Genomic DNA, 19,519 nt, shown 5'->3' on the forward strand with positions numbered 1-19,519 from the left:
ATGCCACGCCCGACACAAACACAGATTACCTCACGCCCTACTGTCGAATCATCGCGATCTCAGAATGTCGCGGTTCCCGTACAAGCCTCTCTCGATCATGCAGGCCGTAAAGACAGCCTGTGGGTTGTCAGCAACGCTCTCAACAGTTTGGCAGCCCGAGAGACTGACGCCTTATCAAGTAAGCAGCATAGGCAGGATGCAGAGAAAGCCAAGTCAGATGCACGTAACGGAGCGGCGGATGCCGCCGAGGCTGCGGTCACCGGAGCATCTCCAGCGACTGAAACACTTGAAGCACAGAGTGCCGTCTACAAGCAACATTATTATCAGTCAGAGGGCATCCGCCAAGCAGGTAATTTCGAGAACCAGCTATTACCCAAACTGCAACGCCTTGAACCCGGCGCGAATGTAGACGAAACGATTCAGAACGAAGCGAATGCGTTTGTAGGCAACTCCGGTATGACCGAAGAATCCCGCAAGACATTCATGGTTACAGTGGCAAAGTCTCAAGACGGCTGGAAGCAGGGGTACCTCAAGCAGTCCACCGCCGAGGCCATCAAGCGGGACGAGGAAAACCATCAAGCCATCCTAACCGATGCAGTGTCCAAGAGCGGCGCGCTGGAACCACAGACGCTCCAGGCGTGGCGGCAGTTCGGTGCAGAGAAAGGTCTACCAGAATACGAGCTGGACGACATGGTGGTGAAAGCCGTGGTTCCCGTCCTGGCCTCCGGCAAGGCCAATATAGACAAGACACTGGAGACCCTATCCGGGCACTACGGCGCGGGTGGTCGTGTTCTCGGCGACGTCTATCGTGAACAGATTGATATGGCCGCTAAACATGGCCGTCATATTCAGGAAGAGGAACACAAGGCCGCACAGTGGGGTGATGAAGTCACCATGCTTGATCGCGCTAACCAGCTCTCCGAGCGTGGCATGTACGGTCTGAAACAAGCGGCGGAAGACGGTAAGCGGTTCGGCAAATCACCCGAGTGGGTCGCCTCCATGGCCTCCCGTTCGCGGGATGCCAATGAGAAGGCCGCCAAGGGTGCCGAGAAGGCCCAGCGAGGTCGCAACGCCCTACGCCTGTTCTTCAATGGCGATCCTTTCGAGATCGAAGCCTTCGGGCGTAAGGATGTCGAAAAGGCGGGTACCGAAGTGCTTAACCAGGCCATCTCGTCTGGTGATATGAACAAGGTCCGTTCCATCATTGGTTCAGCCGCCTTCAACGGGGCACCACTCCCTGCTATTAAGGAACTTGGTGATGCTATCGACCTATCCAATCCACAACGTGCCAAGAAGATTCTGGACGTATTGGAAGTAGCCGAAAGCATCTCACCGGATTACCTCAACAAAAGTCTGAGTACCGAGGCGAAGGCCAAGATAGATCGCATTCGCAAGGAAGTTCGTGTGTTTGGTGCCGAACTTCCCCAAGCACTCACTACTGTCAAGAATGCCGAACGTCTCGACTCCCATGTGGTGCAGGATCGTCTAGGACGTGCATGGAAGGCGATCAAGTCAGATATCCCCACCCGATTCGACGACAGCGCGATCTTCTCGGGAAAATTCCGAGGAACCCCGGTTGCCAATGCAGGCTATGTCGAAGGTTATGTGCGCGATGCCACACAGCGTCTTCTAGAGACCGGCCAGTACAGCGAGCCCAAAGAGGCGGCGCAATCGGCACTGGACCTGTTCAAAGCCAATCACGTCCAGGTCGGTGACCAATACGTGCGGACCTACGGGCACGAACGAGGCTCCAAAGAGGCCCTCGGTGAAGCTATGACCGATATCGTGAACAGTTATCACGAGAAACTCGTGAAGGAAAACCGGATCGACAAGGAAGAGAAGCTCATCACCATGCCGACACCCGACTCACCAGACAAGTGGCAGCTCTACTCCCGCACACCAGGCGGCCCGCTGCCAGTTACAGAGAAGGATGAACACGGAAACTTGCAGCAAATCGTTGTCAATCCGAGCGCAGTCTTAGCCAACCATTCCGCATGGAAGGCACAGGAAGCCAAGAAGAAAGCCGTCTACGAACAAGGTGTCCGTCAGTACGACTTGAAGCATGCCTTCGGCGAGGGTTCTCCTGAGAGCCTCAATGGTTACCTTGACCGCATTCCGAAGAACGCTATCGACAGCTACATGACCGGCTGGACGGGCGAAGGCTTACCTAAAGCACTGCGGACACCGGAGCAGCGCGCCGCCGCGAAAGCCTTCATCAATGACCCAGGCCATAAGCCGCAAGGCTTTCTGGACTTTATTCACGCCAATAAGTAACCCAAGGAACACATGACCAACCTGCCGCGCGTGGACGTCGCTGAGCGCGAATACGTCCCCTATGTGCCCACTACGGGCATCACTGAATCCGCCGCTCAGCAACGCACGGCAGAAGCCACCGCCCAGCAACTTCGAGACAACACGTCGGTTTCGGACGGCATCGGCGCCTCTGCTGTTAAGGGGTCGATTGGTCTTATCGATCGCATCATCCAAGACCACGGCTATCAGCTTGACCCGGCGTTCGTCGGCAAGCCCGTCGATGCCACGTATGACGAATGGAAAAAGCGCGGCATTGCTGACAGTCAGATGCCTCTCTTGAAGAATGCGGTTTCTCGTGAACACGCGGATTACCTTTATGGTGTCGCGCGGGAGAACATGCAGGCCAATCAAGATCTCGCGCAATTCGGTGTAGCAGGCAATCTAGCACTCGGCCTCAGCGATCCCGGTTACTTCGCCGTGGGCGCCTTCTCCGGTGGCCTAGGCTTCGCCGCGCGAGGATCTCGCGTAGCCAATGCGGTCCGCTCGGGCCTCGTAGCCGGTGCCACCAACGTGGGCACAGAAGCAGCGGTGGGCATGTTCGACCCTGAAGTAGATAGTTCTCATCTGGTCCTGGCCGGTGCCTCTGGCTTTGCCATCGGCGCACCGTTTGGATTCCGTGCGGGTGAGTTAGCCACCATGGCCAATGCTGCTGAACGCATTGCCCGTGATGCTCGCAAGCCAGCAGCAGCGATGGACAACGGCGGCGCCCAGCGTGTGAAAGGTTCTATCGTCGATCAAATGGACGGGCCGATACGCGATACGCCCGACTGGCAGCAGCAGATCATCGACGAGGGGGCACAGAATGCCGACATCCGCGCCGCATTCTCTCCGGTACGCCGCGACCTTGCGGCGCGCTTCGATCAATCCAAAGCCGCCGATGTACGCAATGAGATGCGCAAGATTGTTCGCGAGGGTGTCGGCTACACAGACAAGAACGTAGCGGTCCAAGAGAGTGCCAGTGAGATGTCCAAACGCCTCGACGCCACGATCAACACCGCCTATCGCCGCGCCGTCGAGCCCGAGTGGGCCAAGTTCAAGAAGGCCAACGGGTTTCGCGGTGATGCCGCCAAAGCGGACTTTATGGAGACCGTGGGCCGTTCTATGCGTGACCCGTCACTGGACGTCGTACCGGAAGTCGCCGCCGTTCGTAAGCACGTCGATGATGCCTTCGCGCGAATGTACGACGAACTGCATGTAGCCCAAGTGTCTGGGTTTGAAACCCCGCGTACCTCAGGCGGGTACTTGCCGCGCCTTTACTCACAAAAGGGCTTCACGTCGCTCCTGAAGGACAAAGCGATTCGCTGGGATGACCTTGTTGAGAACCTCGTAAAGCCCGCCATGCGCAATGCGTGGGTCAAGAATGGGCCAGTCGATGAAGACCTCCTCCATGCGGTCTCGACTGCCTGGGCGGAACGCGGCCATGCCAAGGCTACGGGAACCCAGGCATCTACCCTGGGCGGCGCCATGCAGATGCGCGACGTCGATACCATCGAATAACTGCTGAAAGAAGCTGGCATCTCCAACAACAAGGCCCAAGCACTTATCGGCAAATTGCGCACGGAGGTTTCCGAATCATCGACGCATGCGCGGGCCAAGCATCGAATCGATATGGACGAGTCCTATCGAACCACGCTCACGAACGAGATGGGTGAGAAGGTGGAAGTCTCTATGGCGGACCTGCTGGAGAACAATGTCGATAAACTGGTCTCCGATTACACCCGTGAAATGTCCGGCTGGGCGGCGCTGAAGTCAAAGGTCGGCGTCGGTACGCCAAAGCAACTCGACGAGTACAAGGGCTTTCTGGTGAAGCGCAGCAAGGAAGCTGGAGACCGCGAGCCGGAGCGGGCTTTCGACATCGCCTTCAATTCGGTGCTGGGTCGCTCGACCGAAGATGCGCCGCATAGCATGTGGTCCCGCGCGTCCCGTATGGTTCGTAGCCAAGCCTTTCTGACCTCCATGGGCCAAGTCGGTTACACCATGCTCGCCGAAGTTGGCCCCACCGTTGCAGCGGTCGGCTGGCGAACCGCCCTCAAGGCGATCCCCGGCTCAGCCGCACTTGTCCGACGCATGGCGAATGGTGAACTGAAAAGCACCGAAGCTCGTTTCTTGGAAGACATCTGTGCGCCCGGTACGGATCTACTACGCAACCAGCCATACCTACGTCACGACGACATCGGAAGCACCGTATGGGACCGCAGCACCGCGACAGGTCGTGTGCTCAATACCGTGGACACTGCCCAACAATATGGACAGCGCTATCTCAGCATCATGTCTGGCATGGCCCCCATCCAATCCTCCATGCAACGGTACGCGGGGCGAGCTTCCGCGTTACGCATGATCGAGCTGGCGAACAAGGGCGACCTCCCGGAGGCCCTGACGCACCGCTTGAGGAACTACGGTCTCAACGAAGCAGATCAAAAGGCCATCTTCAAACGCCTTGCGGGTATGAAGAAGGTCGATGACATAGCCCAATCCTGGGACACCTGGGCGCCCAAAGAGCGCTCGGCGTTCTCGGCGTATATGTGGCGAGTCACACGGCACCAGGTCATGGAGGGCGATGTGGGCGATTCGATTCAACTCATGCACTCATCCATCGGCAAAGTGTTCGTGCAGTTCCGCACCTTCATGACGTCCTCGTACACCCGACATATGCTCAACGGGCTCCACATGAGGGACATGCAAGCGGCCAACATGGTCGTGACATCGACGTTCTTCGCGGGCATCGGCATGGCCGCACGTAACTACGTGAACACAGTCAACGACACGGAGATGCGCGAGAAGCTCATGACCTCCGAGAATCTCGCCAAGCAAGCCTTTCAGCAGTCGAGCTACTCGTCGGTCATTCCCTTCATGGTGGACACTATGGCCTACGATCTTGGCCTGAAGAAGGCATTGGGCGGTGAAGACAAACCCGTCTTCGCCTACGGTCGTTCTACGGGCCTCGATAGCGGCGTGAAGGGCATCCCCGCCCTCAGCCTCGCGCAGTCCGCCTGGGGCGCCGCAAAGCTGCCTGTGACCGCCTTAGATCCCGACTCGGATATCACACAGAAGCAGGTCAAGGATGCGATGAAACTCCTGTGGTTTCAGAACATGACCGGCATACGTAACGGCGTCAGTGAGTTCGCCAAGCTCTTCCCTGAAGAGTCCAACTAACCTTACGGAGATTCATGGCCCAACTGGCACGTGGCTACTCCTTCGCCATGTACACGGCGGAGGGTGCTACGTACACCATCCCCTTCCCCTACATGCACGCGGAGCATATCCGCATGTTTGCGGGGGATGTCGGCGATGCGGTGGAGCAGCTATTCACATGGCTCGGCCCCACAGAAATCAAGCTGACTGGACAGGTGCCCAAGGGCATCCTCATCACGCTTCGTCGCTTCACACCCCGCGACGACAACCTGGTCCACATACAAGAGGGCGCACAGCTCCCTGCCCGCGACCTGAACCTAAACACGACCCAGCTTCTCTACATCATCCAAGAGCAACTCGACTTCGGCACTTACGGCGGCCACGGGCTCCCCGGAGGCGGCGTGGGCTGGCCCAACCCAGGGGGCAGTCCATCCCTACCGATCCAGCAGATCATCGACAAAATCATGCAGTCGCCTTTGATGGGACTTCTGTTGGGCCGCATCAACCAGATCGATGAGAATGCGGAAACACTGCTCAATGAAATTCTGCGCGGCGACAAGGTGTATCAATACCGCCATGAGGATCAAGCGCGTGTTGCCCTGGTTGAGACCTCAATTACTCAGGTCGTCACTGATGCCTCCGCCCTGGCCGAACGTGTCACGGAGGTCTACGCCAAGTACGACAAAGCAGAGGGCCAGATTCGGACAGTCGATAAGGCACTCTCTGATGAGAAGTCAGCGACGGCAACACGCTTTGAAGGCGTCAATGCCCGCTTCGGCACTCAGGAGGCCGACATTACCAACGTCCGCCAGTCGATCTCAGATGAGACCAGCGCACGAACAACCGAGATCACTCGGGCACGCTCAGACTTCGGCAAAGACGTCTCAGCGATCAACTCGACCCTATCGACCACTTACGCCACCAAAGACTTCGCCAAGAGCGTTGCAACGCAAGAAGTTCAGGCGTTTGCTGGTGGCAACTTTGCGCACCTACAGCAACGCTTTGAAGCCATGGCGTCCGGGTCTTCCGATCCTGACGGCAAGTGGCAGGCTAACTACACAGTCCGCATCAACGCGGGCAAGATCGACGGCACACCCGTTATCGCAGGTATCGGCCTGGGCGTGGACTCCAAGACTGGCTCGAACTTTGTAGTCATGGCCGACCGTTTTGCGTTCGTGTCACCTACGTACACCTCCACAGGCGGCGTGCAGCAGATGAAGTACCCCTTCGTCATCGGCACGGTCGGCGGCGTGAGCACCGTAGGCATCCAAGGACAGCTCGTCGTGGACGGCTCGATCACGGCAGATAAGATCCGAGTGAACTCCCTATCGGCCCTGACGGCCAACATGGGCGAGGTCAACGGCGGCACGTTCCGCACCTTTCAGCTCGACGCCAACGGCAGCATCATCAATCCGCGGGAGTTCCGCGTGGAGATGACGAACAACCCTGGCGACGGCTATCCGCTCTGGATTGGCGGCGGGGTGAAGAACTGGAACAACGCGGTATTTGCGGTGGATCGGAGTGGCAACGCCAAGTTCGGCGGGACCATCGAAGCCAAGAACATGATTGGCAACCTCCAGGTGTACGGAAGCGGCGAGTGGAGCGGCGACATGGCCGCGAACTACGGCGGCTCCACTGATCCCTTCACGCTCCCCGCACCTACTCGGCTAGGCGAGTACCACATGCCTGCCGTTATTGCAGAGATCACATGTAGCTCGACAGGCTCTGGCCTAGCCCGCGCCTGGATATCACTTCAGCGCCTCGACGGCTCAACGTGGGTCGATGTTCGCTCTTCGCAATACACGCTGCGTAGCGCGATCTCAGCGGTCTACGCCTTTGTCTACTTTGGACCGCCAACATCCCGTGCGGAACAGTTCCGCTTCAAGCTGATGGACGGCGGCGTGGGTGGTAACGAGTTCCATATGTACAACGTTCGCTCTTATACCTTCGGACTGAAATAACATCGCAGACACTTCAACACCCGGCTACGTGAGCAATGCTACGCTGGCCGCACGCCTGACGTCCCTAGTGGATCGATGGGACACCCGTGAGTATCAGATGATCGACGTCCTGACCAAGGACAGCGATGTAACGGTCACCGATGCAACCGGAAAGAACCGGGCTATTCCTTCGTTCCCGAAGCTTCAGAAGCTGGTGACGTCGCTCACCGACGCACTGACAGGTGAAGTTAGCAAGGCCCGCGAGATCAATTCGCAGACCGTGTTCTACTCGAATGCGGCCAAAGATTCAGCCACCAAAGCTGAGACCTCTGCAACAGCATCCGCCAAGGATGCAGTGTCTACGGCATCCGATGCCACGAAGGCCAACACCGCAGCCACTGCGGCCTCCGCCTCAGCGACATCAGCGACTAGCTCAGCAGCAACGTCCACCACCTCAGCAACGTTAGCCCATGATTCTGCTGAGTCCGCGAAGGCATCCATGGACAACGCGGGATTCTCCGCAGCATCCGCACAATCCAGCAAAGCCTCTGCCACGGCATCTGCTGCGCTTTCCCAGCAGTACGCGAACGCGCCACTCAACGTCCAGGTGGAGCCCGGTATGTACTCGGCTCAGCATTGGGCTGAGCAAGCCCGGCTCATTTCCGCAGGCGCTGTGATCTACCGGGGAGCCTGGGATGCGTCGAAAGGCTCCCTGCCCGCTCAATACAAGTTGGGTGACTTCTACTTCATATCGAAGTCAGGCACCGTGGGCACCGTGGCCTACTCGACGGGTGACATGGTGGTTCGCTCGGAGACCACCTGGGACCGTATCGATAACCAGCAAGTTGTCACCAGCGTTGCTGGAAAGACAGGTGCAGTGACGTTAAGCATCGCGGACATCGCAGGTATGCAACAGGCACTAGATGGGAAAGCGTCCAGCAGCTCTCCCGTGTTCGCGACTGGCACGGTCCAGATAGGTTCAAGCGAAGGCAAGTTCACTACGATGCGGTATGACGCACAGTTGTCCATCAACGGCGGGCCGTATAGCGCCATCTGGACTTCGGCGACATTCAACCCTGCAACGAAAGCGAACACGGATAGCCCCGTGTTCACTGGCAAGGTCTTCATTCAGAACAATGCCGTGCATGTTGCCGGATGGGGCGGCACGCCTACCGATGGCGTTGTAATCTTTGGTGGCGATTCGTGGATCTACAAACAAGCCAGCGCGTTTAAGTTCAAGAACGAACAAGCGTCCTTCGTTGCCGATCTGAAGAGTGGCGGGACCATTTGGACCTCCGACATCTTCAATCCCAATTACAAGCTCGACTGGCGCGCAAGCTTGGGAGTAGCTGCGACAACGATCACGGATTGGAATAACGCCACTGAGAACGGCTGGCACATGGCGGCAGGTGCCGCTAACGCGCCCGGAGGCGGCTGGTTCATGGGCTACGTGTCCCAGCACAACAACGATTGGATTCAGCAAGAACTCTTCGACTTCACCAACGGCCCCGACGTGACACGTTACCGACGTCACAAGATGAGCAGCAATTGGGGCGGCTGGTTTCAGATCCGCCACAGCAGCTATCGGACATTCGTGCAGCCCAACGATCCTGGCGGTGCGGCTGGCGAAGGCGATCTCTGGATCTGGTGAATGGGCATCTATAGGAAGCAAGGGGGTGGCAACGCTGCCCCTTCTATTATCCGTCGTCGTCAAGGCGGTAGCTGGGCCGACGTACAGAACATCTACCGACGCCAGGGTGGCGGGTGGGTGCTCGCATGGACTGCCTATACACCCATGTCAGGTTACATCTCGCCTGGATACATCAGCATGACGGGCGAAGGTTCGGTCAATGCGCGTGCCTCACTTACGTTGTCCGGCGGACGCGGCCCCTATACCTACAACTGGTATCTCCAACAAGCCAACACGGGCGGCGGAGGCTCAGCGAGCATATCGAACCCCGGCCCTACCGGTACGGACATCTTCGCGACAGCGAATCGAAACTCGGGCGGCTTCTGGACCGGAAAGGTCGTCTGCAATGTTGTAGACGCTACCGGCAATCAGACATGGATCTCTGCTGATTGCAACTTTTCAATCACAAGGGTGGGTGTCCCCACCTAAACAACATGGACCAAGAAACCAAGCTATTAGCTTCCCTAGGTGCTGTGGGCCTTCTTATCGGCTTCGCAAAAACCCTAGCTTCCGGCGAACACGTCAAGTGGTACGTCGCGCTCGCACGAGCCGTGCTCACTGCGGCTCTCAGCATCTTCGCGGCCTTCGCTGTGGTGCTGTTCCCGTCACTCAACTTTCCAGGCTATGTCGCACTCGCGTGCGGCCTTGCTTCGCTGGGCACCTCAGCACTCGAACGAATCTTCCAGCGCATCTTTGGAGCACCTAATGGCGGCCAGTAGCGAGTCACTTAACCGCCTGCACGACGCTATTGCCGACAAGCTCACCGAAGCCATTGAGCAGACGCCTATCGGTGAGCGTGGGCTAGCTGCGATCCTCAATGTTGCCCGTCAGTTCGTGAAGGACAACGGCATTGAAGCAGTGCCCGCTGCTGGGAGTTCGATAGGCAAGCTCAACGACAAGCTCAGTGTGTACCCCTTCGATCCCCAGGGTGACTCGATCAACTAGCCTTTTGGCGCGTCTGCGGCGCGCGCAAGGATGAACGACATTCGTTCTAACTGAGACGCCATAGATATGAGCGTCATAGCAAGCATGGCGTTCACCACTACAAGAGCACCGACTACTTGAGAAAGCGTCGAGTCATCCATCACGAAGGGCACGGTGTTATGCGGCCATTTCGACACAACAACGAAACAAAGCGATGCAAGCCCTGCGCTCACAGTGAATATGTTCATTCTTCGAGTGACAATCTTAAGCTCGACCTCGATACGTCCGGCTACTTCTTTCAGATCGTTGCTTTCGCACTGACTAAATAGTGCTATCAGCCCTCTCTCGTAGCCCAGCTGATCGTCTATATCTTTGGCGTGGTGCTTGAACGGCGACCATGCCCAGGGGATTCTGCGAATCAAAGCCGTCAGCGCTATAACACCGCAAGCTATGTAGACAGCGATGGAAAGAAGGCTGAAGCATCGCACAACGTAAGGCATTACAACTGGGTTGAGCACGAAAGAAAGCACAGCCAGAACCGCCATGGCCGCCATAAGAATAGCCAGCACTCGCAGCGCTCCTTGGCTCCACGGGGCTGATCTAGGGCTGTGCTCTTTGTCTAAAACACGCAGGCGTTCGTAAAGCTCCTGAACGCTTACTTTTTTTACTGCTGATGCTGACCCGTCCATTCCCCCTCCCCAATTAGTCCCGATAAGGCAATTCTGCACTAATGACAGAACGGGATCACCCGTTCCTCGACTTCCGAAACTTCGTTTTCCATATCTGGAAACACCTCAATCTCCCGTCGCCAACCCCTGTTCAGTACGACATCTCTGTCTATCTGCAACACGGCCCCCGTCGCCGGGTCATTGAGGCATTCCGAGGCATCGGTAAGTCCTGGCTTACAGCAGCGTATGTCTGCTGGCTTCTCTGGAAAGACCCGCAACACAAGATTCTCGTCGTCTCGGCATCCAAGGACCGCGCAGACGCCTTCTCGATCTTCGTAAAGCGATTGATCGAAACCGTTCCCGAACTGGCTCATCTGAAGCCACGGGGTGACCAACGAAACTCCAATCTCGCCTTTGACGTAGGCCCCGCCCTGCCCGACCAATCACCCTCAGTGAAGTCCGTGGGTATCACGGGCCAGCTCACGGGCTCCCGCGCAGACACCATCATTGCGGACGACGTGGAGGTCGTGAAGAACTCGGCGACGGTAACACAGCGCGAGAAGCTTTCAGAACTCATCAAAGAGTTCGATGCGATCCTCAAGCCCCTGGCGTCCGCAGAGATCATCTATCTCGGCACACCGCAGACGGAAGAGTCGATCTACAACCTTCTGCCCGCGCGTGGCTATGAGATCCGTGTGTGGCCCGCTCGGTATCCGAAAGACCATAAGCACTACTCGCAGTACGCCGGTCGTCTCGCTCCGTTCATTGCGGAAGCGTTTGAGTCTGGCAAGGGGCGCCCTTGGTCGCCTGTAGAGCCCACCCGGTTCCACGAAGACGACCTGCTGAAGCGTGAGGCGTCCTATGGCCGCTCAGGCTTCATGCTCCAGTTCATGCTCGACACAACCCTGTCGGACGCCGAGCGCTACCCGCTCAAGCTGTCTGACCTGGTGGTGATGGATATCGACCGCGAGGTCTCCCCCATCCGCATCACCTGGTCATCCGGCCACGAGTACGTCGTGCAGGACATCCCATCCGTAGGATTCACCGGAGACCGCCTGTATCGCCCCATGTACGTCTCGAAGGACTTTGAGGAGTACACGGGCACTGTCATGTCCATTGACCCGTCAGGGCGCGGTGGCGACGAAACAGGCTATGCAGTGACGAAGCTTCTGCGAGGCATGGTCTTCCTGCGGAGAGCCGGGGGTATCAAAGGCGGTTACTCAGACGACGCCTTGGAACAGATCGCGCACATCGCGCGGGCTGAGAAGGTCAAGACCATTTTGGTCGAGAGTAACTTCGGCGATGGCATGTTCGTGAAACTGCTTGAGCCTGTACTACGTCGCATCTACCCATGTGGCATTGAAGAGACCCGAAGCACTGGGCAGAAAGAGCGTCGAATCATCGATACCCTGGAGCCGGTGATGAACCAGCACCGTCTTGTGGTCGATGCTTCATTACTGCGGGCCGACCAGAAAGATGACCCGGCATACCAGCTCTTTCACCAGCTCACCCGAATCACTCGTGACCGCGGCGCCTTGCGACACGATGACCGCCTGGATGCTCTGGCAATGTCCGTTGCGTACTGGACGGAGTACCTAAGTCGTGATGTGACTCAGGAAGAAGACCGTCGCATGGAAGAGTTGTTCGATGAGGAACTGAGGAGGTTTGAAGAAACCGTGTTCGGCTTCAGCGCGCCTCCTCCGAACTACTACGACAACTATTAGCCCTTCAACACGCGAGCGGATACAGTTATGTATCCGCTCGACAAGCTCTTCTACTGAACGGTACAAACCTCACCCAGACCCTCACCCTTGAGCACGCAGACAAGAGGTCTCGCACCAGGCATAAATACGGTGCCACCTTGAATGAGTCCGTAGCTAGTAGCTGAGTTGACGAAGTTCAGATAGTCGATGCTGTAGTAGGTGTAGTAGAAATATGCGGTCTCGCTCGGCGCCACACCAGCGAATGCCCGCTTATTCTCAGGGATCACATTGCCCGTGCAGTCAACAGCCGTATTGGGAATAGGGAAATACCCACGCGTGTTGTAGTCATACGTGTACTTCCGCGAACTGCCATCGTGAAAGTGAAAAGTAATGCCGGTCATCCAATCGGGTGTACGGAAGGGGGTAAGAGGGCTGCTCTGGAGAATTGTCTTAATAGCGGCCATCATTGACTGCAACACATATGGGCCAATGAGTTGGGCTGATTGGACATCAAGCTGGTTCTTGATCTGCAAGCCGATGGCCGGAACGTTTACGGTTTCCCATGCGTTGGGCTTCCCATCGTCGGTCGCTCCCGGCTTAGACGGACTTGGGCACCCCCCATTAATGTCATTGATCGGGACATGAAACATCGCGGCGGGTGTATTTGACGGAGCCGCGCTTCCATCAGGCGCAACTATCCTCGTAATATTTCCGTTTGCATCTACGTAGGCGTCCACGATTGAACCCCATTGACCCGGGCGATTGACGTAGTAATAGTGCATAGCCCCCAACATGGCCGCTGCCGGCGCATCGACCTGTATTGGCGTCACGGAAATTCCGTTAGACAAGCTGACGTTATATAAGAAAATAAGGCCACTGGGGATATCGGAGGCATAGTATTGCCCCGAGTAGTCTTTGGGGAAATTATTATAGTAAGCCCCTCCTGGAGCCATGGTCGGTAGCCACGCTCGAAACTGCGCGTCTAACTGAGCCGCAGTGCATCCACGGCATGTGTATTCATACGTTGCGGTAACGGCCTTCGTCGATCCCGGCGCCGCAGCAGCAGCTTGGTAAGTCGGCTCGACCTGCTGCGGCTGATTGTTTAGCGTTGCCGTAGCTTGAGCAAAAAGCGATGACACTTGAGTCATCGCTATACAAAACAAGAGTGAACTTATTACCACCTTCCGAAACATACTCGTCTCCTTGAGTCTAGTAAAAGTAACCCCTTTGTAACTGCCCTTATGGTTCTTATTTTTAAAATTTATGAAGTCAGATCATTTTCTAATATTTGGACTTCTGGCGGGCGTATTGTCGTACACATCCATGAAATACGCCCTCTCGCCGCCGTTTGCCTGATAAAAGGTATGGAAGGCATCAACAAGTTTCTTTGAGGCGTCATCTACCGGAAGCTCTTTAAGCGTCGGTGAGCCGCCTTCTTGAGTCACATTAAACAACTTAATAAACCCACCGAAGTAATCAATGGCGTACCACTTGCCAGAGTATTTTGTTTTAGCCAGCACCTCCTTTAGACGCGGCTCTAGATTGTCCGCGCCGCAGTAGTCACACATAAAAGTGTTGTTTTCGTGAAACACGGTTTGGTCGATATGTCGTGGGCCATCTGCTTTTGCGCTCTGAGCTATTGCGCAAAGTCCCACGGTACCCATGGCTAGGGCGAAGAATGCTGCGGATCGTACTGTCACGTTCATCGATTGCTCCTTGGTTAAAGCGGGTTATACGCAATTACCTTCACAACGATCATGGCTTTTTAGCCGGTGCGAGCATGCTGTACAGCTAACGCCATCGCAACTATCAAGTTCTTGCGATGTCAGCGTTGATGCGTAATGCTGGGGCCAGCCTGTTCTTGCTGCCCCTGCTGAACTTGCTGCGTCTGCTGTTGCTGCATTTGTTGGGTTTGAGTCTGCGTCTGTGCTGCCTGCTGAAACACCTCAGTGCTTCTTTCGAGCGGCGTATTGACAGCCTGGGCAGTAGGCACGCTTGCCGTAGCATTGAGGGCACCAGGGATTATGTGTTGAGCAGCCCACACATGCGCGCCGTCGTCGCTGAGTGCAACTGCATCAATTCGATTAAGCCCTTGGTACTTTGCTGAAGCAGTCAGCGCTCCCGCTATGTTCTCGCTAAGTTTGTCCGGCACACGTCCTTGTTCCGCATCAAGCTGATGCACGCCAGCGCGGGCCTGTTGGAACATGGGGAATCCTGGATGGTCAGGATGATCTAGGCGAAGTGGTACGGCTTGGGCAGGAGTCGCATTGGCTTGCTGGGGGTTCACTCCACGGAGCGCAGCCAACGTGTTATCGCCCGCGACACCATCAACGCCTAGCCCATGGTCGCGTTGAAAGGATTCAACAGCAACTTTAGTTGAGGCACCGAAGTCACCATCTGGCTGGATGTCCCTACCGCCGACGCCTTTATAACCGAGCTGGCTAAGCTGTGTTTGGAGGGCCGTAACCTCGGCACCGTTAGCGCCCAACCGGAGCCCCGCCACTGCACTGTGTGCCGCGCTGTGCCCCTGGTGAGTTGGGGTCGCTTCAATAGGAAGGAGCATCTCGTTGCGAGCAAGCCCTTCCATGATCTCTGGAGTCAGTTTTTCCTTCCACTGCTCGAAGTACATTCGCCTATTAGTGAGACCCTCGTTGCCCTTGTTGACTATGTGCGTAGCCTTATCGACGTTTTCAGGCGCTACGTGGTGAATGTTCTCATTCCAAAACCACGTTGCAACTTTACCGGCGTTTTCCTCTTTCGCGGCGAGATCGGGGTTATTGACTAGATCCAGCCCTAGCGCTTCGCCTGCGGCTCTGTAGTTATCTTTTCCGGTGAGCTGGATGAAACCACGCCCACGATATTTGTAACCGTCACCCGGCTCCGTGTTGCCCATTTGCCCGCCTCCGTACATCAACTCGGCAAGGGGCTCCGGTCGGCCAGCCACCGCCTCTAAGCGGGCGGCCTCTAGCTCTACGGGGTGGTCTGCCCGAAGTTGTGGCTTCGGGATCTGTGAGATGCCATGGGTATATCTGAAGCTCTCTTCCAGTCGAGTCAGGCCCAAGGATTCCTGGGTGACTTGAGCCATGAAATTTGCCATTTCCTTTTGCGTCGTGATACCTGATGCACGGGCTTCCATTATCAACCGTGCCTCTCTTTCCGTAGCCATAACCACATCCTTTTGAGGGTGACTGCGATGCCTACCTATTCGACCCAAGTGTCACTTGACGCCGAGCAAGGAAAACTTCGTGAGGCACACGTGTTTCGGTAATTTGTCTTTAGGGATTAGTACGGCTGGCGTTGCCCCATAGGGATCACCTGTTTTGACGTCCTCCGGCGCTTTATAGCTACCCTGGGTGTACGTCGACTCGCAAGCATCGAACTTATCGCACACGGCTAGCTTGGTGCAGATGACCTTCCCATCCTTCTCATAGATGAAGTAAGTCGCACCAGAATACGGCGGACGTGGGTAGCGCTCAGTGCGGATCGACACGTCGCTTTTCACCGTTTGGGTGCCAGTGGCTTGGTCCCCTACCGCGAAAGCAAACTGGGACAGTGAAAGCAATAAGAGAAGTGGCACAAGTTTTTTCATATTAATGATCCTAATGCCGATTAATTCCAAAAAGAAAACATATCCCACTCATTATCTACCAACAATCAGCCAATCCCAACAACAGGAGTAGTCCTTCCCTTACAAGCTCACTCCTCGCCTCTCATCATTCCTCATCGAAAACGAAGGCGAGCGTCTTACCGCATACCCCGACACAAACGGCACTTGGACCATTGGTATCGGCCATACCGGGCCTGAAGTCTATAAGGGCCTGACCATTACCCAAGAAGCCTCCAGGAAGCTCCTGGTGGCCGACGTAGCAACCGCTGCCGACACTGTTATCCGAGTTGTCCGCGTCGCCCTCACAGGGCCACAGCTTGACGCCCTGATAGCTCTCACGTTTAACATCGGCGTCCCTCGATTCCTTACCTCAACCGTTCTTCGTCGGGTCAACGCAGGCGACTTCGCTAACGTGCCTAATGCATGTGGATCAAAGAGACCATCAACGGTGTAAAGGTGGTCAACAAGGGCCTCATGAATCGCCGAGAGGCCGAGATCAAACTATGGAACTCCAATTAGTTGAACACTCGCCGCCCTAGAGGTGACGCCCTATAGGGACGACGTGGCGGGGAGCTGAAGACCGGCTCCCCATGCCATTAAGTAATTTCTTGCGATACCATCTCTACTCACGACTTTGCTCCAGCAGCACACAGCCATAGGAACTGAGAAAGAGCATGAAGCGCCTTGCACTTATTACCACCGTCCTTGCTGCTTCTGGCTGTGTCTCGATGACTCCACGTGCCCAACACATACAGCTTCATAGCGGCGTAAGCACGCAGCTCCAGAACTGCAAGAAGCTCGGTCCTGTAACAGCGACTGCCTCTGGCTGGGGAATGCTCTCCATGGACGATGTACGCCAACAGGCCGCGAACAACTTGCGTGATGCCGCAGCGGCCAAGTGGGGTGACACAGTTGACTCACTGGCTCTTATCAACACCGACACATTTATCAATTCGGTTTCGGCGTCAGGCATTGGCTATAAGTGCTTCGATTGATTGAGGCAGTTATCGAGAGCTGGTGAAAATGTTCACCACAAATTTCCGTAGGGGTATCGAAAGGTCAAGGAGCGCGCGCATCCCCCCGTGCGGGTGCCCGCGTGTACGCCCATGCGCGCCTGCTGCTTATTCCTCAGGCTATCTGTGGCACCCAGCGCGGCACCAATACTCGCCAGCCCTTGCCCTGCCTCACTTCGCGCCACCTGTTGTATCTGGCGCGTGTCCTTTCTGCACCTCTGGCCCACACAGCAGCTCATGACATCAGCCATCACGCTGGCGTGTTCGTGTTCGTGTCTGTTCTGATCTGTAGTTTTCGACTGACGCCCTGCCCTCGGCTCTCGTCCATCAACAGACCGCCTTACGACACGCATGCCGCGCCTGGCCGCCTCAATTGATTGATAACTTGACAATCATCACATCCGTGATAGAGTTTTATCCAAGCCAAGGCAGGACGCCACAGGCCAGCCCACTAGATCACCAGTCGGCACGATGATGGAGCTTGATGCACCGCGGGCCGCCCTATGGGCAAACGTGGAGCCGCAAGGGAACCAAGGGATTAGCCAGAAGGCCCCCAAGGGAAACAAGCGGCAAACGCTGGATATGCCAGCGCATCCCTGGGCATCGTCATGGACAATTACTTGATGACTTGACAATCATCACATCGGATATACGATATGCAACACCTGAGCTAAGGCTCAACGGTCCACAGAAATGGACAGCCAGCAGAGGCGCTGGCTTGGGGTTACGCCCAAGGCAAACGGATTGGTAGCGAGCGGGATTCGGCCAGTAAGCGGGAACGCACTGGAGTCCAGCGCCACGGTAGAGCCGTGTCGTTCCGCCCTAGCCAGTGACTAAGCAAGGGAGTGACGCCCTTGCGAGGTTTCACTTTGCGCAATTAATAGCTTGGTTTTGACTATCAAGTGAATGCGTTAAGTGTTCCCTTTCCTGTCCATTGGCACTCAGTGGGCAGAACAGGAAACACACACACGAAAGAGCGATGCGCCGGAAGCCGACTGATTGAGTCAGGCGCTATGGATAGACGGACGGAGAACGCGACACATGAATAAACAGGACTGCTGGAAACACCGCAGAAGACCAACGGGAGCCATTACGGCTCCCCACACTCACCCGAAGGACTCGGTATGTATCAGGTAATCGACAAGCGCACGGGAGCCATCAAGTTTCGTTATGTGTCTTTCGGTCGGGCGTGTCGTCAGGCCACAAGGCTTGACGTTGCCTACGGTGAGGCACGCTACGTAGTGAGGCGCTCAGCGTGAACCAGAAACAAGCACGAGAGGAACTTGCCTCATATGGCATGACACTGCGCTGCACTGATGGTGAATACCGCGTCACGTTTAAGGGCTGGCCGCGTGAGCGCGCAGAAGCTGTGGCCCATTACACCGATGACATCGACGACGCGGTTAATACAGGCCGAGTGATGGCCTTACAGCACGCACAAACCAAACACCAAACGAACCCGACCTAACCGGTCGGGTTTTTGTTGCCCAAAGGAATACCCATGGCCCGCTCCATCGACAACACCCAAGACGTTATAGACAGCCGCGATGTGATCTCACGCGTGGAGGAGTTGGAAGTCGAGCTAGAGGACTTCCACGAGCGCGGCGGCTTCATGAATGAATTCGATGACTGGATCGAGCAGAGTCGCGACAACAGCGAGCCCGTCTACGCCGTGTTCCCTGATGAGGGCGCTGAAGTCATTGAGCTGATCGAGGAGCTTTACGCTCTCCGCGCGCTTACTGAGGAAGCCGAGCACACCGCCGACTGGACTCATGGCGAGGTGCTTATCCGTGAGGATTACTTCACCGATTACATTGAGGAACTGGTAAAGGACTGCTACGAGGTGCCGAAAGACATGGATAGCGATAAGTGGCCCTGGTGTCACATGGCAATGGATTGGGAAGCGGCAGCAGAGGCGGCGAAAGTGGACTACAACGAGGTCACTTTTGACGGTGAGCCCTACCTCATCCGGGCATGACGTCTTCACATCCATTTCATGTAGCAGATCCCCGATATCTAGTAACGTTGGATATGGGGATTTTGCAGTGACGCATTATTAAAGCTAAGGGGTAGCGGATATATGCAGTTGGGGAGGAAGTGGAGTTACGCCTTGCGATTTGTTCTCGTCGCGGCGGCCTATGCGCTGAGCCTCGCGTTGTTCCGCAGCGTCTCATTTGCGCATTGGTTTCCAGTCGCCGGCTTTCGCCTACTCTGCCTACTTTTCGCTCCGTACCGCTACTGGCCTGCGCTGCTCCTTGGTGAAGTGCTCCCGCTGGCCTACACCAGCTACGAATGCGTCGGCCAGTACGGCATGAGCTGGGCGCTATTCAACCTGATACCGCCTGTCTCTATAGCCATGCCTGTGGTTGCTTGGTGTCGTGAGCGCCTACCTATCGTTAGCGGTAGGGCTCCTAACTTCGGCCCACTGCTGCTTTGTACGCTGCTGGTGTCCGCCTTGTGGAGCCTCGTCTTTGTCTGCGCGTTCAAGCTTATGCGTCTGCCGCCGAACTATCCGCATGTGGGATGGGG

Annotated in this window: 17 protein-coding genes and 1 pseudogene; 13 read left to right on the forward strand and 5 right to left on the reverse strand. The window is 56.3% G+C overall.

Annotated elements, in window-relative coordinates; all coding sequences use genetic code 11:
* From OUZ52_RS02800 to OUZ52_RS02830, 7 genes are all read left to right on the forward strand, one after another.
* Positions 1–2,274 carry a hypothetical protein gene (locus tag OUZ52_RS02800; protein WP_266156778.1) on the forward strand — a complete coding sequence of 758 codons (2,274 nt, stop codon included), beginning with the start codon at positions 1–3 and terminating at the stop codon, positions 2,272–2,274.
* 12 nt (positions 2,275–2,286) lie between these two features.
* Positions 2,287–3,810 carry a hypothetical protein gene (locus OUZ52_RS02805; protein WP_266156779.1) on the forward strand — a complete coding sequence of 508 codons (1,524 nt, stop codon included), beginning with the start codon at positions 2,287–2,289 and terminating at the stop codon, positions 3,808–3,810.
* A gap of 111 nt (positions 3,811–3,921) precedes the next feature.
* Positions 3,922–5,466, forward strand: a complete 1,545-nt coding sequence (locus OUZ52_RS02810; protein WP_266156780.1) for a hypothetical protein — start codon at positions 3,922–3,924, stop codon at positions 5,464–5,466.
* Between the two features lie 14 nt (positions 5,467–5,480).
* Entirely contained in the window at positions 5,481–7,406 is a 1,926-nt protein-coding gene (locus OUZ52_RS02815) for a phage tail fiber domain-containing protein (protein ID WP_266156781.1), read from the forward strand.
* A 97-nt stretch (positions 7,407–7,503) separates the two neighbouring features.
* On the forward strand, positions 7,504–9,036 hold the full coding sequence (locus OUZ52_RS02820) for a pyocin knob domain-containing protein (RefSeq protein ID WP_266156782.1): 1,533 nt from the start codon (positions 7,504–7,506) through the stop codon (positions 9,034–9,036).
* Positions 9,037–9,509: 473 nt separating this feature from the next.
* Positions 9,510–9,794 carry a phage holin family protein gene (locus OUZ52_RS02825; RefSeq protein WP_266156783.1) on the forward strand — a complete coding sequence of 95 codons (285 nt, stop codon included), beginning with the start codon at positions 9,510–9,512 and terminating at the stop codon, positions 9,792–9,794.
* Positions 9,781–10,020, forward strand: coding sequence for a hypothetical protein (locus OUZ52_RS02830; RefSeq protein ID WP_266156784.1), 240 nt, complete (start codon positions 9,781–9,783; stop codon positions 10,018–10,020). Before OUZ52_RS02825 ends, OUZ52_RS02830 begins: the two co-directional genes overlap by 14 nt.
* Here OUZ52_RS02830 and OUZ52_RS02835 read toward each other — a convergent pair.
* Complete coding sequence (locus OUZ52_RS02835) at positions 10,017–10,688, reverse strand: hypothetical protein (RefSeq protein ID WP_266156785.1); 672 nt, start codon at positions 10,686–10,688, stop codon at positions 10,017–10,019. The two genes, OUZ52_RS02830 and OUZ52_RS02835, sit on opposite strands and share 4 nt — an antisense overlap.
* Positions 10,689–10,729: 41 nt before the next feature.
* On the opposite strand from OUZ52_RS02835, the gene terL reads away from it, so the two are divergent.
* On the forward strand, positions 10,730–12,391 hold the full coding sequence (gene terL / locus OUZ52_RS02840; RefSeq protein ID WP_266156786.1) for a phage terminase large subunit: 1,662 nt from the start codon (positions 10,730–10,732) through the stop codon (positions 12,389–12,391).
* Positions 12,392–12,441: 50 nt separating this feature from the next.
* On the opposite strand, the gene OUZ52_RS02845 is transcribed toward terL, so the two are convergent.
* The 4 genes from OUZ52_RS02845 to OUZ52_RS02860 form a co-directional block, all read right to left on the reverse strand.
* Positions 12,442–13,563, reverse strand: coding sequence for a hypothetical protein (locus tag OUZ52_RS02845; protein WP_266156787.1), 1,122 nt, complete (start codon positions 13,561–13,563; stop codon positions 12,442–12,444).
* 81 nt (positions 13,564–13,644) lie between these two features.
* Positions 13,645–14,076, reverse strand: coding sequence for a hypothetical protein (locus OUZ52_RS02850; RefSeq protein ID WP_266156788.1), 432 nt, complete (start codon positions 14,074–14,076; stop codon positions 13,645–13,647).
* A 119-nt stretch (positions 14,077–14,195) separates the two neighbouring features.
* Positions 14,196–15,536: an XVIPCD domain-containing protein gene (locus tag OUZ52_RS02855; protein ID WP_266156789.1), complete on the reverse strand. Its 1,341-nt coding sequence runs from the start codon at positions 15,534–15,536 to the stop codon at positions 14,196–14,198.
* A 51-nt stretch (positions 15,537–15,587) separates the two neighbouring features.
* Positions 15,588–15,959: a hypothetical protein gene (locus OUZ52_RS02860; protein WP_266156790.1), complete on the reverse strand. Its 372-nt coding sequence runs from the start codon at positions 15,957–15,959 to the stop codon at positions 15,588–15,590.
* Between the two features lie 133 nt (positions 15,960–16,092).
* On the opposite strand from OUZ52_RS02860, the gene OUZ52_RS22950 reads away from it, so the two are divergent.
* The 5 genes and pseudogenes from OUZ52_RS22950 to OUZ52_RS02880 form a co-directional block, all read left to right on the forward strand.
* Positions 16,093–16,431 (forward strand): lysozyme, encoded by a 339-nt coding sequence (locus tag OUZ52_RS22950; protein WP_425493772.1) that lies wholly within the window; start codon positions 16,093–16,095, stop codon positions 16,429–16,431.
* Between the two features lie 220 nt (positions 16,432–16,651).
* A complete protein-coding gene (locus OUZ52_RS02865; RefSeq protein ID WP_266156791.1) occupies positions 16,652–16,972 on the forward strand; it encodes a DUF4156 domain-containing protein in 321 nt (106 codons plus the stop codon).
* A gap of 1,273 nt (positions 16,973–18,245) precedes the next feature.
* On the forward strand, positions 18,246–18,458 hold the full coding sequence (locus tag OUZ52_RS02870; protein WP_266156792.1) for a hypothetical protein: 213 nt from the start codon (positions 18,246–18,248) through the stop codon (positions 18,456–18,458).
* A 33-nt stretch (positions 18,459–18,491) separates the two neighbouring features.
* Positions 18,492–18,968: a hypothetical protein gene (locus OUZ52_RS02875; protein ID WP_266156793.1), complete on the forward strand. Its 477-nt coding sequence runs from the start codon at positions 18,492–18,494 to the stop codon at positions 18,966–18,968.
* 132 nt (positions 18,969–19,100) lie between these two features.
* Positions 19,101–19,519 (forward strand): annotated as a pseudogene (locus OUZ52_RS02880) (MASE1 domain-containing protein); the annotation flags it as partial.

It is taken from the genome of Dyella silvatica, assembly GCF_026283955.1.
Taxonomy (GTDB): domain Bacteria; phylum Pseudomonadota; class Gammaproteobacteria; order Xanthomonadales; family Rhodanobacteraceae; genus Dyella_C; species Dyella_C silvatica.

Excerpts from the sequence above, each read along its gene's own strand:
- OUZ52_RS02800 (WP_266156778.1), top strand. The coding sequence starts at position 1 with ATGCCACGCCCGACACAAACACAGATTACCTCACGCCCTACTGTCGAA.
- OUZ52_RS02805 (WP_266156779.1), top strand. The coding sequence starts at position 2,287 with ATGACCAACCTGCCGCGCGTGGACGTCGCTGAGCGCGAATACGTCCCC.
- OUZ52_RS02810 (WP_266156780.1), top strand. The coding sequence starts at position 3,922 with ATGGACGAGTCCTATCGAACCACGCTCACGAACGAGATGGGTGAGAAG.
- OUZ52_RS02815 (WP_266156781.1), top strand. The coding sequence starts at position 5,481 with ATGGCCCAACTGGCACGTGGCTACTCCTTCGCCATGTACACGGCGGAG.
- OUZ52_RS02820 (WP_266156782.1), top strand. The coding sequence starts at position 7,504 with ATGATCGACGTCCTGACCAAGGACAGCGATGTAACGGTCACCGATGCA.
- OUZ52_RS02825 (WP_266156783.1), top strand. The coding sequence starts at position 9,510 with ATGGACCAAGAAACCAAGCTATTAGCTTCCCTAGGTGCTGTGGGCCTT.
- OUZ52_RS02830 (WP_266156784.1), top strand. The coding sequence starts at position 9,781 with ATGGCGGCCAGTAGCGAGTCACTTAACCGCCTGCACGACGCTATTGCC.
- OUZ52_RS02835 (WP_266156785.1), bottom strand. The coding sequence starts at position 10,688 with ATGGACGGGTCAGCATCAGCAGTAAAAAAAGTAAGCGTTCAGGAGCTT.
- terL (WP_266156786.1), top strand. The coding sequence starts at position 10,730 with ATGACAGAACGGGATCACCCGTTCCTCGACTTCCGAAACTTCGTTTTC.
- OUZ52_RS02845 (WP_266156787.1), bottom strand. The coding sequence starts at position 13,563 with ATGTTTCGGAAGGTGGTAATAAGTTCACTCTTGTTTTGTATAGCGATG.
- OUZ52_RS02850 (WP_266156788.1), bottom strand. The coding sequence starts at position 14,076 with ATGAACGTGACAGTACGATCCGCAGCATTCTTCGCCCTAGCCATGGGT.
- OUZ52_RS02855 (WP_266156789.1), bottom strand. The coding sequence starts at position 15,536 with ATGGCTACGGAAAGAGAGGCACGGTTGATAATGGAAGCCCGTGCATCA.
- OUZ52_RS02860 (WP_266156790.1), bottom strand. The coding sequence starts at position 15,959 with ATGAAAAAACTTGTGCCACTTCTCTTATTGCTTTCACTGTCCCAGTTT.
- OUZ52_RS02865 (WP_266156791.1), top strand. The coding sequence starts at position 16,652 with ATGAAGCGCCTTGCACTTATTACCACCGTCCTTGCTGCTTCTGGCTGT.
- OUZ52_RS02875 (WP_266156793.1), top strand. The coding sequence starts at position 18,492 with ATGGCCCGCTCCATCGACAACACCCAAGACGTTATAGACAGCCGCGAT.